Here is a 14,734-nt window from a genome sequence, read left to right on the forward strand (position 1 = left end):
CCTTATATATTATTCATGTCTTGGATCGATAACTTTTACGGCTTCATCAAATCTACCATATTGACCAGTAGCTTTTTCCATAGCTTCGTTAGCATCCATTCCTTTTCCTATAAACTCCATCATTTTCCCAAGGTGAACAAATTTATATCCAATAACCTCATTATCTGCATCTAAAGCTATCTTTGTAATATATCCTTCAGCCATTTCTAGGTATCTTGTTCCTTTAGCCTTTGTTCCGTACATAGTACCAACTTGGCTTCTTAATCCTTTTCCTAAGTCTTCAAGTCCTGCTCCTATTGGTAGTCCACCTTCTGAGAAAGCAGTTTGGCTTCTTCCATATACTATTTGTAAAAATAATTCTCTCATAGCTGTATTTATAGCATCACAAACTAAATCTGTGTTTAATGCTTCAAGTATAGTTTTTCCTGGAAGTATTTCTGATGCCATAGCAGCAGAGTGAGTCATTCCTGAACATCCTATTGTTTCAACTAAAGCTTCTTCAATTATACCGTCTTTAACATTTAAAGTAAGTTTGCAAGCACCTTGTTGTGGAGCACACCAACCTACACCGTGCGTTAAACCTGATATGTCTTTTACCTCTTTAGCTTGTACCCATTTTCCCTCTTGTGGAATTGGAGCTGCTCCATGATTTGGTCCTTTAGTTACACAACACATTCTGTCAACTTCTGTTGAATAAATCATTTTTTATTCTCCTTCCTACATATATAATTATTATTTATATAGAACATAGTTATACTTATGTTCTAATAGTGTTATTTTTAACCCGCAGGGACTTTTTTGTTCCCACAAACACATAAAAAAATACATCTTTTCAACAATTATATTTTAGCAAATAAAAACTACTATCACAATAGATTTTATACAAAAATTGAAATCAAAACTATATACATAACATTTTGACAATTCAAGTAGAATATTTAATTATTTATATAATCTTAAACTCCTATTGACTATGTTTGGTATATGTGATATTATAATTTTGTCACTTGCCGAAGTGGTGGAATTGGCAGACGCAACGGACTCAAAATCCGTCGTTGGCAACAACGTGCGGGTTCAAGTCCCGCCTTCGGCACCAAGTTATATCAATGGTTAAAGGCTCCTTGGATGAATAATCCAAGGAGCTTTTTTCATGTCTATGTCCTCCAACAAATAAGCATACTGATGGAATCAAAGAACTTAATAATATTAACTTCAGATTATAAACACCATATATAGAGAAAATATCTTAGTGCAGAAAACCCTATAGCAAGAAAAGTTTCTAGCTATAAGGTCCTATTTAAGCATCAAATACTACATACTGCTCTTAATTTTATCCGCACTATTCTCTCTTCACAATAGCATGAGTCGGGCATTTCTCTATGCAGATTCCGCAACCTACACACTTCTCATGATCTATAACTGGAAGGTTATTAACCATTTCAATCGCTCCTTCAGGACAGTTTCTTGTGCAAAGGCCACAAGATATGCATCCAACGCTGCAGTTATTCTTAACTTCTATACCTTTTGTTCTCGAATTGCATCCTATCTCAACCTTTTTTGATAATGGTAGCAGATCTATAACTTTTTTAGGGCAAGTTTTTACACAAGCACCACATCCTATGCACTTCTCTTCATCTACTACCGCAATATCATTAATAATACTCAAAGCTTCAAACTTACAAGCTTCAACACAGCTGCCAAGGCCTAAACATCCAAACTCACAGCCTTTTGAACCGCTACCGGGTATATTCACTGCATCAGTACAGCTTGCTATACCATAATAGATTCCTTTTTCCTTAGCTTTATCGCAAGCTCCTTTACATTTTACAAAAGCAACATTGGCTTCTCCTGCATCAATAGACACTCCCATTATTTCTGCGATTTTTGCAGCTCCTGCTGCTCCTGCTGGAACGCAACAGTTTGTTGCAGCGATTTCGTCTGCAACAGCTTGGGCATAGGCATCACAGCCTGCATATCCGCAACCACCACAATTGGCTCCTGGTAAACATTCTTTTATTAATGGTACCTTTTCATCTACTTCAACAGTAAATTTCTTAGATGAATATCCTAAAATTATTCCAAATAATAAGCCAAGTCCACCTAAAGTTATCACTGCTAATAATAATTCTTTCATTCGTAGATATCTCCCCTCTTAATGTATTAATCCTTGAAATCCTAAAAATGCTATAGACATTAATCCTGCAGTTATTAATGATAATGGTAATCCCTTTAAAGCTTCAGGTATTTTATCATTAGCTTCCATTCTTTCTCTAAGCCCTGCGAGAAGCACTATCGCAAGCATATATCCGAGACCAGATGCAGCACCAAAGACTAAAGATTCTACTAAAGTATATTTTTCCTGTACATTAATTAATACCGCTCCAAGAATAGCACAGTTTGTTGTGATTAACGGAAGAAATATTCCAAGGGCAGAATAAAGAGATGGACTCATCTTCCTTATTACCATTTCAACGAATTGTACCAAAGAAGCAATAACTAAAATATATGCCATAGTGGTTAAATAAGTTATATTTAAAGGTATTAATATAAAGTTGCTTATTAAATAAGTAATAAGCGATGCAATGGTCATAACAAAGGTAACTGCAAGGCCCATTCCCTTTGCTGTTTCAATTTTTTTAGAGACTCCAAGGAAGGAGCATATTCCTAAAAATCTTGACATTACAAAATTATTAACAAATAAAGCTCCAATAACTAAATAAAATAGTTTCATTGTTAAACATCCTTTCTTTCAATACACTGCTATTTGGTAGAAGAACAGGCAGACTTATTGGGGCAGTGTGCACAGCCTTCAAATTCGGAAATTCTTTTACTTCCTTTTCCACTCTTTTTAAGTTTTGAGTAATTAAGAAGTGCCATTAAAATTCCTAATGTAAAAAACGCACCTGGTGCAAGTATCATAATCAAAGCAGGTTCATATGAAATTGGAGCAATTTGAATATCAAATATTTTACCAGTACCGAGAAACTCCCTTATGATTCCTATAACTCCTAAAGCCAATGTAAAACCTATTCCTTGACCAAGCCCATCAAATATTGAAGAAATAGGATCATTTTTAGAAGCATATGCTTCCGCTCTTCCAAGAATAACACAGTTAACAACAATAAGTGGTATGAATATACCAAGAGACTTATATAATGAAGGCACAAAACCTTGCATCAAAAACTGGATAAGAGTAACAAATCCGGCTATTACAACTATAAAGCTAGGTATTCGTATTTTATCAGGTATAAATTTTCTAAGAAGAGATATAACAAAATTAGAACCCATTAATACCACAGTTGATGCTAATCCCATTCCTATGCCATTTTTTGCACTTGTAGTAATAGCTAAAGTAGGACACATTGCTAGAACTTGTACGAATATTGCATTTTCAGTAAAGATACCATTTTTAAGCCTTTCCTTAATGCTTGCCATTATTTTTGTCCCCCTTTCAACTTGTTTTTGTAAAAATCTACTGCTTCGTTAACTCCAGTAGTAACTGCTTTTGAAGTAATTGTAGCACCTGTCATAGCTTCAATTTCATTTGGTTTTGATACAGCACTTTTTACTACTTCAAAAGCATTGGCTACAGGTTTATTCTTATATTGCCCTGAAAATTTTGGCTGCACAGCATTAGCACCAAGTCCTGGCGTTTCAGATTGAGACAATATTTTAATTCCTGTGACCTCTCCTTTAGTAGAAATACCTATCATAGTTTGTATTTCTCCACTATAGCCTTTGCTAGAAACTTTTATAGTGTATCCTATAGTTTTAGAATCTGCTATTGCTTCATTAACTTCTAAAATATTTTTTTCATCGACACCTTGGACTTTTTTAAAATCCTCTGCATCTGTAATTAGCTCTTTCATAGCCTCTTTATTAGTTTTAATATTTTGATTTTCTATAGGTGCCTTAGTAATTGAATAAGCACTTGCTAGTATAAAGCCTGCCACTGAGGCAATAACTAAAAGAATTAACCCTAATTTAATTATTTCTTTATCCTTCAATTACTTCACCTCCCCAAACACTCTTGGCGTTACATATTTATCTATTAACGGAACAAACAAGTTCATAATTAATATAGAATAGGACACTCCTTCAGGATAACCTCCAAAAATACGGATTACTGTAGCTAAAAAACCACAGCCTATTCCAAATACAATTTGTCCATTGGCTGTCATTGGAGAGGTAGTGTAATCCGTAGCCATAAAGAAAGCTCCTAACATGAGCCCACCAGCAAATATTTCATAAATGCCGTTTCCAGCCATTAATCCATTTCTACCTATAATAGTTGTAAGTATTAAAACCGTAACTATATAAGATACTGGTATATGCCATGTAATAATTCTTTTATAAAAAAGATAAGCCGCACCGACTAGCAGTGCTAAAACTGAGGTCTCACCTATACATCCACCTACATGTCCTATAAAAACATTATATAAGCTCGGTAAATTTCCCTGATGTAACTTTAGAATTGCAAGTGGTGTGGCTGAAGTAATTCCATCTATTTTCCATGTAGTCATAGCAACAGGGTAACAAGCAAGTAAAAACGCTCTTCCTGCTAGTGCTGGATTAACTATATTTTGCCCTATGCCTCCAAAAACTCCTTAACTATAAGTATAGTAAAAACACTACCTACAACCGCCATCCATAGAGGTAAGGTTGGTGGAACATTAAAGGCAAGTAAAAGACCCGTTACTACCGAACTATAGTTTCCAATAGTAATAGGACGTTTTGTAATCTTTTGCCATGCATACTCTGTGGCAACACAGGATATAACTGTTGTTAATATCACGAGTAAAGCTTGAGTTTTAAAGAAGTATACTCCCGCTATGTTTGCTGGTATCAAGGCAATTATTACATCCCTCATAATTGATTTTGTAGAATCATTATCACGAATATGTGGGGATGACGATAATGCGAAATTTGTTTTAATCATTATAGTGCCACTCCTTAATCTATTTTTTTTCTATTTGCTATAATTCTTCTCTTCGCTGTACGTATAGATTGTACTAAATGACGTTTAGCTGGACATGAAAAAGCACAGCACCCACACTCAATGCAATCCATGCCATGAAGCTTTTCAAAAGCCTCGTCTTCTTTTCTTCTTGAATAAGAATCAAGAAAACTTGGAGTTAATTTCATAGGGCAAACTTGTACACATCTACTGCATCTAATACAACTTGATTCCTCTGGTATTACCCCTTGTTCCTTCGTTAAGCAAAGTATACCTGAGGTTCCTTTAACAACTGGAATTTCTAAGGAAGATATAGTCATTCCCATCATTGGTCCTCCTCCTATAACCTTTATAGGCTCTTCCTTAAATCCTTCGCAGGCTTCTATCAGTTCAGACCAAGATGTACCAATCTTGACCTTTAAATTTTTAGGGTTTTTAACAACCTCCCCCGTTACAGTTACAACTCTTGTCATAACTGGCCTTCCAAGCACTACTGCATTATATATTTCACGAACAGTTGTAATATTTTGCACAATACATCCTACATCTGCTGGCAACTTACCTGAAGGAACTTCTCTTCTAGTAATAGCATATATTAGCTGTTTTTCGGCACCCTGAGGATATTTTGTCTTTAAAAGAGCTACCTCCATATTAGATATATCCTTAAGAGTTTTTTTCATTAACTGCACTGCATTCATCTTATTATTTTCAATTCCAACATATATTTTGGCTTGCGGAAATAAGAATGCTAATACCTTTAACCCCTCAACTATCTCACCGGTTTCTTCAAGCATTAATCTATGGTCACAGGTTAAATAAGGTTCACACTCTGCAGCATTTATCACTATAGAATCAATAGGCTTATCTGGTGGAGGAGTTAGCTTTACATGAGTTGGAAAAGTTGCTCCACCCATTCCCACTACTCCAGCTTCCCTAATAAGACCTATTATTTCTTCTTTAGATAACTTGTGATACTCTTCGGGTTTTGGTATTTCTATTTCTTCATAAAGCTCATCATTCTTAACGACTATAGACTTAACCTTACTTCCATTAGATGTAGGCATATCAATAACTTTTTCCACTGTTCCAGAAACAGAGCTATGCACCGGAGAGGAAACAAAACCGCTTGCCTCACCAATCTTTTGTCCGACTAATACTCTGTCTCCCTTTTTTACTAAAGGAGTACAAGGAGTACCAATATGTTGTGACATCGGATATATTAATAATTCTTTTGGAAGTAATTCTTCAATAGCTTTATTTTCAGTAAGATATTTCCCATGTGGTGGGTGAATACCTCTTTTAAAGGTGAATATATTCATAAGTAAACCTCCCTTATAAAAATGTATTTAAGAATTCTTTAGGCCTTCATTTATCCTAATCCTAGAGTGTTTTTTTATTCTATCCGCTAAAATTTCAAACTAAATTTTAAATGGTTCTTGTATTTTTAAAAAAATGCCTAAAAGAAGAGAAAATTCTCTAAGGAAATATATTTTCCATGGTCTAAAAATACATTTCTTTAGAGAAAAATTTAAAGCTATTAGCAAAACAAATAAAAAAGTAAATTTAAACGCTAGGCATTTCAAAAAATAAAAAAATGGGATACTCAAATAAGAGTTTCCCACCCTAGAAACAAATTTCTTGGAACCAAACTTTAGTTTGTCCAACCGATAAAAAAAATATTACATAAAGAATATACCATAAAATTTATATTAGTTCAATTTTCAAACAAAAAAAGCTCGATAATTACTCCTACCCCAATTCCTATAGCATAAGCTAGTAAATCACTCCATAAAAATACATATCCTAATACATATCCTAATACCAATCCTCCTATTGCTGTTTTTCTAATACTATCTATCCAACTTGCATGGTATAGCTGGCTTAATTCAATAAAATAGCAAAATACTATTGCTATTAATGCAACTTTCTTTGTTTCTATAGTTCTAAAAATAAAACCGAATGTAAAGAAAATCATTAACGCTCAAAGAGCATCACCTAAATATGTATTTAAAAATCCTGGTATAAGATTACTCATCCTTCTTGAGCATAATCCTAAAATAATTACAACTAGTACCATAACCCCATACAGCAGTCTATTGCGTTTATAAGTCATACTTAAACCTCACCTTAAATTAATTTTTTAAATTAATGAACTGATGATTAATATATAAATTTTTAAGATTTAAATGAACAATCTATTGTACTCATTTAAGCTACAATCTAGCATTTGGCTTGCTAATATCACTTCCGGATCAGTTAAACTGCCCTTTCTATTTATCAAGTCATGCATATAGTCTCTCATCTTTTCTATTTTTTTAATTTTTTCAATTAACTGCTTGTCCACTATAGGCACCTCCATTTTTAAATAATAATATTCGATATAAATTACTATGAACTTATCATTATTTGGTAATTATAATTATATTATACATCATTTAAAACAAATATTCAACCATTATTTACAAAATTTAAGATTTTTTTGAATTAAATTTGTATAAAAAACGGTATTTTAATTTTTTAGTTAATTACACAGTTCAAAAGTACAAAATTTAATTTCATAACAAAATAAGCACCTGAATTTAACAAGTGCTTTACTGTAGCGGCATTAAATGCCTATTTTTTATTATCTATTTATTTTTTGTAATATCGTAATATTAATTTAATATATTTAGCTTAAGGGGGTTTTAGTTTGATGAATTATCATATATTTGCTATAGTGGGTATTCTCATTATGGTGCTATTTATTTCATTGATGGGGTTGCTTATATATTCACTTATCCTATTTATTAAATTTGCTAATTTAGGAATAGAGTCATTTACTATTTACATTAGTAAGAATTCCAAAAGTAATAATTTAAACTAATATGTTAAAAGTCTATAGGCAAATAAAGAGTCAGAGCTAATTTAACTCTGACTTTCATTCTAGTATATTATTATAAGCCTTTTTCATAAGCTTCTACCATTTTTTTAACCATTTGCCCTCCAACAGAACCATTTTCTCTTGAAGTAAGATCTCCATTATATCCTTCTTTTAAATTTACACCTACTTCTCTAGCTGCTTCCATTTTGAATCTATCTAATCCTGCTTTTGCTTGTGGTACTAACACTCTATTTCCTCTGCTTGCCATAATCTAGTTCCTCCTTTTAATTTATTAAATATTTGATTGTAATATAAGTTTATGTATTTTTCTATTTAATAACCTATTAAATTACATGTAAAAAATCTACTTATTGCTAAAGGTTGTATCAAAAACTATTAATTAATGTTTGTGGCTCATTAGTATAAAACTTAAAATTTTGGCTAAAATATATAATGCCTTGATAATGTAACACTACCCATAAAGTTATGATTAACATCTACTTAAAACATTTAGCCGCATAATTAAAATAACTCTGATTAAATTCAGAGTTATTTTAATTTAAAACCGTAAAATATTATATCTATTTTCCAAACTTATCTTTTATATTTTAGTATAAAAATTTTTATTTGAGGTTAAACTTTACTTGAGATTAATAAAATAATTAATCTCGCTATAATAAATTTCCTTCATTTAAAAAAGAAGCTAGGCTTAAAACCCGGCTTCTTTTAATTTTTTTATCTATGCTCAATTAAATCTATAGTTCCTAGTACTATATGGGCTAATCCAAATCCTAATGCAGCTGTTTCTGCCATAGGCAACATTTCTTTTCTCTTCATTCCTCTCTTCTTCATATCCATTGCTCTTAGAGCCACTGCTCCTGTAGTTACTGCGACACCTAAAACTGTAGGTACTAAACCTTCTCTCATATGACTACCTCCTAAAAATTAAGTGTATTATTATTTTCTCTAATGCTACTTTACTTTATTCTGAATTTAAGCACCTTAGTTTCCACATTATTTATTCATTTCTAGGATTATAGTAATAATTTGTTGTAATTTGAGTAGATATATGAGTATCATCTCCATATACTTGACTATCTATATCAGAATCATTTTGTGGAGTTAGACTTTTTACCTGTTTTCTATCTGATTCTTGCTTTGAATATGTTTTTTCCATATAAACACTCCCTTCTAAACTTATTTTCTTACATAGAAATTATTTTATACTTTGTAATAATATTTTAGATTAAAATAAACATTCCTAAGGTTAGTAAATATAACCTTAGGAATATTACACTATCTATTTTGTTCCATGACCATAAAATAATATGCTGTACCAAACTCTTCATTAAACTTTTTTTCTAATTCTCTCATTCTTTTTTCTTGATGTTCCTTTAAATCTGCATATTCTAGAGCTTTTATGCTATTTACAAACTTATCTTCCATGTAAATACCTCCTAATGTTCAAATATAATTAAGATATTAATCTCTTATTATTTTAATAATTATATTACACTTTTATGCAACAACTTTATATTATAAAAAGTCAGATGGTAAATGACCCATCTGACTCTTATATATATTTAACTTAAGCCTTTTTCATATGATTCAACCATTCTTTTAACCATTTCTCCACCTATTGAACCATTTTCTCTGGATGTTAAATTTCCTTTATCTATATTCTCATAATTTGGCAACCCAAAATCACTTGCTACCTCTATCTTAAATTGGTCTAATGCATATTTAGCTTCTGGTACTAATACTCTATTTCCTCTGCTTGCCATAAAATATTACCTCCTCTTTAAACCTTTATAAGTTTTGGTGTGGTTGCATATAATATTTACTTGTATTATAAGTTTGCTCCATTACAGATTTATTAATCTATTTAATTAGATGAAAAGCAGCTATTATTTTTCAAAATTGGGACAGAATATTATTATATTAATAAACAAATCTGTATATTAAATAAAGAAGGGAGCTTTGTATTTATGGCTGGTTTCATAATAAAAATTATAATTTTTCCCGTTATATTATTACTATCTAACTATATATTTACTGATATATCTTATCCATATTTTTACCAATCTATATTTGTTGGTGTTGTGCTTGCCGCAATAACTCATTTGATAGATTTAGTTCTATTAAGACCAGGTTTTTTACTAATAAATACAATATGTGAGTTTTTAGCAGCATTTGCAGTTATTTATTCTACACAGTTTTTACTTCCAGGTTCTTCAGTTAACTTGATTGGAGCTTTAATAGCCGCAACTATTCTGGCAATTGTTGAATTTTTTATTAATAGATATTTATTAACTAACACTAAATTAAAAAAACTTGAATAATTAACTCTAGATTTATACATTAATAAAATAAAAGAGCTTTTCAGCTCTTATTTGTCTTTTATGCCATTTAATTCGTACATAAATGGCCTTATTTCTTCTTCTTTTATTGTTCCATCTTTATTGTACCCTGTTTGCATTGTAGGTTTAATTTCTATTGTTTCTATCTCATCTGCACTTCTATTAGCTTCATTAATGTCTTTTATTTCTTTAAGTCTTTCCTCACTTATTTGTTGCCCTATCATATGCCTTTTCATAATACTCACCCTCTTTATAGCTTATATAATTCACTGGCTAGGCATTGAAAACCTCAGTTATATCTTCTGAGGTTTTCAAGTTCTCTTTGATCTATTTATATGTCTTCATTTTTTATTCTTAATATTTCTGTATGGCTTAACTGAGTTTGTTGTATAACCTGTGAAATACTATTCCCTTTATCAAGTAGTCTTTTTGCATGCCTAACAGCTTGCGCATGCGGAAGTTTTTGATTTTTTTTAACCATAGCATATCCTCCAAACATAGACTAATGTGGTTTTACATTATCATTTTTCTTTTGCTTTTCCACTCTATCTTTTTTGTATTTATTTTGACCATTATCCATTGCATATAATCCTATGGCTGCAGCTTGCTTGTTTGTCAATTTACCTTTAGCACTCATAAAAAAACACCTCACTCCCAAATTTATTTTTTCCAAAGCAAAGTGTTTTATGCTTTTATAATTAAAGCATAAATACCAGATGCATGTAATTTTTATATGCACCTGGTATTTTTCATTAATCTAAACTTATAAAACCTATAATTATGATTATCGAAAGATTGTTCTAGTAAAACATCATTGATAAATTTCTTTTTATTAATATAATCATCAAAATCGTAAGCACACATCATAGAGACATTCTTTCCTTCAACAGCCTCAGTTAACATATTTTCGAAATCTAAAAAATCTTCATTTGATACTTTTTTTAATAAATAACTTACTTGATTAACAATCCTTATACCTAAATAACCTTTATCTTTCGCCTTTCTTTCACAATCAAGAAAATAATCAGCTAAACATTTTATTTCTTTATTATTATAAATCTGCATTAAATGTGGGATATTAAAAGTTTCTATCTGAAAACCTTCTTTATGTAAGCTTTCTGAAATAACTTTATACAACTCTGGTTCTACATGTAAATATACTAATTGTTTCTCTTCAATTCCCTTATTTACATAATCGTAAATATTAACAAGCATATGTTCTATTCCACAGTAATATAAAACACAATGCACTCCGTATACCCCGTAATTATTCATGATAGTTATCCTTTTCATAATATAGTTTTAACAAGTATATTCTACAATTTATACATATATTCCTTCTAAAACTTAACTCTAGTCTATACACTTTTATTTACTTTTTCTATAATATTTTGACAAATTCTATCTAAATTCATTTGATATAATTCATCATATTTAAACCATTTTCCTCCACATTCTACATCAATATCATAACTATCAGATATCTCAATGTAAATTATATCTATTTTATATAAAATTCCATCGTTTTCACTTAAAAAAAACCCTATATTATTTATTAATTTGTTGTTAAGATTTCTAATATATTTCGATATAAATTGATTTTTTTGAGACGGTAACTCAAATTGTTGATTTTTTTCATTATAAAGCAATAAACAATACTTAGTTTTATTTACTATTTTACATATAAAAAATTCCTTTTTTTTAATAAACTTTTCCGAATCTATAATATTTCTAAATGGAACTATCTCATTATAAGTTATTCTCTCTAAATCACTATCATCATAGAAATCTTTCCACTTAATATCCACTAATCTGTAATATTGTTTTAATTCTGGTTCTGGTTCATATCCAAGCTTAGCCTTTCCCTCAGTAGGATATGCTAAAAAAGTAACTACTCGATTATACATGGACGTTTTTATTTGAGGTACCCCTTCTATTTTTATAGATAAAAGTTTAACTTTTAATCCAGTCTCTTCATATGCCTCTCTTATTGCAGCTTCTTCATCAGTTTCACCAATTTCTCTTCCACCTCCAGGAACTCCCCAAAAGTATAGATCTCTTTTTATATCATGATGCTTTAGTAAAATATACTTTCCATTTTCTACAATAAAAATTTGAACTCTTGTATCTCTTTTAAGCATTTCCTTCACCGCCTCGTAAGCTTATTCTATAAAATCAAAGTATTCTATTATATTTATTATACAACATTCTTCAAGGTTTATATCATAAATTTACATAAACAGAATTCTAAGCTCAACACACATTAAAAGGCTAATGAATTTATACTCCATCAGCCTTTTGTTTATAATTTAAAAGTGTTTTGTTATACCCTTTTGTACTCTTTTTATATCCTTTTCTCTTAGATGTGTTTCCTTTCTAATTTTGTCTCCTGTTTCTCCATCTATAAGCATCTCTCTAGCCCTCTCTTTTAAGCTATCTACTTTATCACTCATAGCTAGACCTCCTTTTATCTGTTACCATTCATTTTATCCTTAGCCTTTATTACATCCTGTTCATTAAGCTCTGTTATTTCTTTTATTTCTCCCATACCCATTCCTTTGTCAAGCAGATCTTTTGCTGTTTCCATTGCTTTTTCATGATGCCCTTTATTTCTCCATCTTCCCATAAACTAACACCTCTATCTATCTATATTAATTATTTTTCTTGTATCTACCAAATCATCTACTGGAACATAAACATTTTCTCCCATATCCAAAATTCTAACCTTAACTCTACCAGCTTTATCATCTACACCATCAAGCCATACTGAATGACGATTATATAGTACTTCTATATTCTCCGGTGAGCTCATTATTTCTTTAACTCTTTCTATATCCATAATAAATTACCTCCACCTTTTGCAAATACATCTAACTAGTTTAATCTGCATTCCAATTTTCCTTAGTATTTTTTCCATCTTTATGCTCTGCCTTATATTTTGCACTTCTAGAATGATATTTTGCACTATTAGGGTCATCTGACCACTTTTTAGGTTGCTTGTTTCTATTTTCCATAAAAACTCTCCTTTTACTCATTATTTATATAAAAATTATATTTCTGTATAATAACTTATTGCTCTTCGTCTAATCCTACTAATGAGTCCAAATGTTTTTCCGATTGTGTGCCAAACTTTGCTCTTGAACTTTCATCTTGTGGACTGTGATCTATATGTTTTTTTCTAAATCTTCCATCTTCTTTTTTATTATTATTTGTGTGCTCCATTTTGTTTTGCATACACATCTCTCCTTTCTAGTACTAGCTTTTCCTCTATAGTTGTTTTTATGCTTAAAGAATAAACCTTCAAATATAGTTAAACAATATAATTAAATTAATCGTATGTATTAATGTTTTATATTTACTACTAAACAGTACTTTGATAAAATTTATCTACCAGGTACTATATTAAATAAGTTAAACACTAATTTTTTTTATACGGAGGTACTTTTATGAGCTTTAAATTACCTGAATATCACTCACCAAATTTTGCAGAAGAACCTTTTATATCAGCTCCTAACGTTAAAACGGAAAGAGTTACATTAAAAGGAATAGCTCCTGATAACTATCATGCAACATCAATATATCCTGAATACTTTAAGATAGATGGAAAATGGATTCTCGCTTCTGAGAGCCGCATGGATTGTGTTGTAGTTGTTAATGAAAATAAAAAATTGGATATTAAAGAATTTAGAAATTTAAATGTTGGAGATAATGTTGTTCTAGGTAGAAGAGAAAATGCTGAAGATGGTATATTTGTATATGTTGATGGTTTTATACAGGATTCAGTTGAGGAGCAGTCATTTGCATTCAGATCCGGCCGAACAAGGGAAAGTTCATATTCAAAAGACTATGATAGTTTGTATGAACTATTAAAATATGAAAAGGATAACGGATACATATTATGGGTTTTAGGGCCTGCTGTAATATTTGATCATGATTCAAAAAATGCTATGTCTCAATTAATAGAAGGTGGTTATGTTGATGCCATTTTCGCAGGAAACGCATTGGCAACACATGATTTAGAAGGTTCAGTATTAAAAACTGCTTTAGGTCAGGATATCTATACACAATATTCAGTTTTTAATGGTCATTATAATCATATCGATATTATTAATAAGGCAAGACGCGCAGGTTCATTAGAAAAATTTGTTGAAAGTGAAAATATTACAGACGGAGTAGTTTACACCTGTGTAAAAAACAACATTCCTCTGGTACTAGCTGGTTCAATAAGGGATGATGGGCCTCTACCTCCTGTTATTGCTAATGTTTATGATGCCCAAAATGCTATGAGAGTTCACTGCAAAAAGGCTACTACTGTTATCTGCCTTGCGACACAACTTCACACTATAGCTACAGGAAATATGACACCAATGTATAAAGTTGAAAATGACAAAATAAGACCAGTATATATATATACTGTAGATATATCGGAATTTGGAGTAAATAAACTTAGAGATAGAGGAAGTTTAGAAGTAACCTCAGTTGTTACCAATGTTCAAGATTTTCTCGTTAATATAGCTAATAATTTAATTTAAAGAAAAATAGATTTTAGAGTAATTA

General features: G+C 30.8%; 24 protein-coding genes, 1 tRNA gene, 2 pseudogenes and 1 other annotated feature. Of the genes and pseudogenes, 3 read left to right on the forward strand and 24 right to left on the reverse strand.

Going from position 1 to position 14,734, the window contains the following annotated elements; translation table 11 throughout:
* Positions 1–9 precede the first annotated feature (9 nt).
* Positions 10–702, reverse strand: a complete 693-nt coding sequence (locus RCG18_RS02945) for an iron-sulfur cluster assembly scaffold protein (RefSeq protein ID WP_178905976.1) — start codon at positions 700–702, stop codon at positions 10–12.
* 307 nt (positions 703–1,009) lie between these two features.
* On the opposite strand from RCG18_RS02945, the gene RCG18_RS02950 reads away from it, so the two are divergent.
* A tRNA-Leu gene (locus RCG18_RS02950) sits at positions 1,010–1,096 on the forward strand.
* Positions 1,097–1,339: 243 nt separating this feature from the next.
* Here the strand turns inward: RCG18_RS02950 and RCG18_RS02955 are convergent.
* The 13 genes and pseudogenes from RCG18_RS02955 to RCG18_RS03015 all read right to left on the reverse strand — a co-directional run bounded on the left by RCG18_RS02955 (position 1,340) and on the right by RCG18_RS03015 (position 9,601).
* A complete protein-coding gene (locus RCG18_RS02955; protein WP_308039949.1) occupies positions 1,340–2,134 on the reverse strand; it encodes an RnfABCDGE type electron transport complex subunit B in 795 nt (264 codons plus the stop codon).
* A gap of 18 nt (positions 2,135–2,152) precedes the next feature.
* Positions 2,153–2,731 carry an electron transport complex subunit RsxA gene (rsxA, locus tag RCG18_RS02960; protein WP_178905973.1) on the reverse strand — a complete coding sequence of 193 codons (579 nt, stop codon included), beginning with the start codon at positions 2,729–2,731 and terminating at the stop codon, positions 2,153–2,155.
* Between the two features lie 29 nt (positions 2,732–2,760).
* Entirely contained in the window at positions 2,761–3,435 is a 675-nt protein-coding gene (locus RCG18_RS02965) for an electron transport complex subunit E (protein WP_308039951.1), read from the reverse strand.
* Entirely contained in the window at positions 3,435–4,007 is a 573-nt protein-coding gene (locus RCG18_RS02970) for an RnfABCDGE type electron transport complex subunit G (RefSeq protein WP_308039952.1), read from the reverse strand. The genes RCG18_RS02965 and RCG18_RS02970 overlap by 1 nt, the downstream gene beginning before the upstream one ends.
* A pseudogene (locus RCG18_RS02975) lies at positions 4,008–4,939 on the reverse strand (RnfABCDGE type electron transport complex subunit D). It abuts the gene before it with no gap.
* 14 nt (positions 4,940–4,953) lie between these two features.
* On the reverse strand, positions 4,954–6,276 hold the full coding sequence (rsxC, locus tag RCG18_RS02980; RefSeq protein WP_308039953.1) for an electron transport complex subunit RsxC: 1,323 nt from the start codon (positions 6,274–6,276) through the stop codon (positions 4,954–4,956).
* Between the two features lie 293 nt (positions 6,277–6,569).
* Positions 6,570–6,623 (reverse strand) — a sequence feature (sodium ion sensor (DUF1646 type); this cis-regulatory element may regulate processes involved in with the transportation of sodium ions).
* Positions 6,624–6,671: 48 nt separating this feature from the next.
* A pseudogene (locus tag RCG18_RS02985) lies at positions 6,672–7,070 on the reverse strand (DUF2809 domain-containing protein).
* 69 nt (positions 7,071–7,139) lie between these two features.
* Positions 7,140–7,301, reverse strand: coding sequence for an aspartyl-phosphate phosphatase Spo0E family protein (locus RCG18_RS02990; RefSeq protein ID WP_308039954.1), 162 nt, complete (start codon positions 7,299–7,301; stop codon positions 7,140–7,142).
* Positions 7,302–7,890: 589 nt separating this feature from the next.
* A complete protein-coding gene (locus tag RCG18_RS02995; RefSeq protein WP_308039955.1) occupies positions 7,891–8,085 on the reverse strand; it encodes an alpha/beta-type small acid-soluble spore protein in 195 nt (64 codons plus the stop codon).
* 467 nt (positions 8,086–8,552) lie between these two features.
* The gene (locus tag RCG18_RS03000; RefSeq protein ID WP_178905964.1) at positions 8,553–8,744 is read right to left on the reverse strand and encodes an asparagine synthase; all 192 of its coding nucleotides are present in this window, start codon (positions 8,742–8,744) and stop codon (positions 8,553–8,555) included.
* Between the two features lie 91 nt (positions 8,745–8,835).
* Complete coding sequence (locus RCG18_RS03005; protein ID WP_308039956.1) at positions 8,836–8,994, reverse strand: hypothetical protein; 159 nt, start codon at positions 8,992–8,994, stop codon at positions 8,836–8,838.
* 119 nt (positions 8,995–9,113) lie between these two features.
* Entirely contained in the window at positions 9,114–9,263 is a 150-nt protein-coding gene (locus tag RCG18_RS03010) for a polynucleotide phosphorylase (protein WP_308039957.1), read from the reverse strand.
* Between the two features lie 137 nt (positions 9,264–9,400).
* Complete coding sequence (locus RCG18_RS03015) at positions 9,401–9,601, reverse strand: alpha/beta-type small acid-soluble spore protein (protein ID WP_308039958.1); 201 nt, start codon at positions 9,599–9,601, stop codon at positions 9,401–9,403.
* Between the two features lie 204 nt (positions 9,602–9,805).
* On the opposite strand from RCG18_RS03015, the gene RCG18_RS03020 reads away from it, so the two are divergent.
* A complete protein-coding gene (locus RCG18_RS03020) occupies positions 9,806–10,159 on the forward strand; it encodes a DUF2512 family protein (RefSeq protein WP_308039959.1) in 354 nt (117 codons plus the stop codon).
* 47 nt (positions 10,160–10,206) lie between these two features.
* On the opposite strand, the gene RCG18_RS03025 is transcribed toward RCG18_RS03020, so the two are convergent.
* The 10 genes from RCG18_RS03025 to RCG18_RS03070 form a co-directional block, all read right to left on the reverse strand.
* Complete coding sequence (locus RCG18_RS03025; protein WP_308039960.1) at positions 10,207–10,413, reverse strand: hypothetical protein; 207 nt, start codon at positions 10,411–10,413, stop codon at positions 10,207–10,209.
* A gap of 95 nt (positions 10,414–10,508) precedes the next feature.
* Positions 10,509–10,658: a hypothetical protein gene (locus RCG18_RS03030; protein ID WP_308039961.1), complete on the reverse strand. Its 150-nt coding sequence runs from the start codon at positions 10,656–10,658 to the stop codon at positions 10,509–10,511.
* A gap of 21 nt (positions 10,659–10,679) precedes the next feature.
* Positions 10,680–10,814, reverse strand: a complete 135-nt coding sequence (locus tag RCG18_RS03035) for a hypothetical protein (protein WP_308039962.1) — start codon at positions 10,812–10,814, stop codon at positions 10,680–10,682.
* A gap of 92 nt (positions 10,815–10,906) precedes the next feature.
* A complete protein-coding gene (locus RCG18_RS03040; protein WP_308039963.1) occupies positions 10,907–11,452 on the reverse strand; it encodes an MEDS domain-containing protein in 546 nt (181 codons plus the stop codon).
* Positions 11,453–11,535: 83 nt separating this feature from the next.
* Entirely contained in the window at positions 11,536–12,318 is a 783-nt protein-coding gene (locus RCG18_RS03045) for an NUDIX hydrolase (RefSeq protein WP_308039964.1), read from the reverse strand.
* 168 nt (positions 12,319–12,486) lie between these two features.
* The gene (locus RCG18_RS03050) at positions 12,487–12,630 is read right to left on the reverse strand and encodes a hypothetical protein (RefSeq protein WP_308039965.1); all 144 of its coding nucleotides are present in this window, start codon (positions 12,628–12,630) and stop codon (positions 12,487–12,489) included.
* A gap of 14 nt (positions 12,631–12,644) precedes the next feature.
* The gene (locus RCG18_RS03055; protein ID WP_308039966.1) at positions 12,645–12,803 is read right to left on the reverse strand and encodes a hypothetical protein; all 159 of its coding nucleotides are present in this window, start codon (positions 12,801–12,803) and stop codon (positions 12,645–12,647) included.
* A gap of 12 nt (positions 12,804–12,815) precedes the next feature.
* Positions 12,816–13,016, reverse strand: a complete 201-nt coding sequence (locus RCG18_RS03060; protein ID WP_308039967.1) for an H-type small acid-soluble spore protein — start codon at positions 13,014–13,016, stop codon at positions 12,816–12,818.
* Between the two features lie 40 nt (positions 13,017–13,056).
* Positions 13,057–13,191 (reverse strand): hypothetical protein, encoded by a 135-nt coding sequence (locus RCG18_RS03065; protein ID WP_308039968.1) that lies wholly within the window; start codon positions 13,189–13,191, stop codon positions 13,057–13,059.
* 55 nt (positions 13,192–13,246) lie between these two features.
* A complete protein-coding gene (locus RCG18_RS03070) occupies positions 13,247–13,411 on the reverse strand; it encodes a CPC_1213 family protein (RefSeq protein ID WP_308039969.1) in 165 nt (54 codons plus the stop codon).
* A 212-nt stretch (positions 13,412–13,623) separates the two neighbouring features.
* On the opposite strand from RCG18_RS03070, the gene RCG18_RS03075 reads away from it, so the two are divergent.
* Positions 13,624–14,709, forward strand: a complete 1,086-nt coding sequence (locus RCG18_RS03075; RefSeq protein WP_308039970.1) for a hypothetical protein — start codon at positions 13,624–13,626, stop codon at positions 14,707–14,709.
* Positions 14,710–14,734: the final 25 nt, after the last annotated feature.

The organism is Clostridium sp. OS1-26 (genome assembly GCF_030915445.1).
Taxonomy (GTDB): Bacteria; Bacillota; Clostridia; order Clostridiales; family Clostridiaceae; genus Clostridium_AM.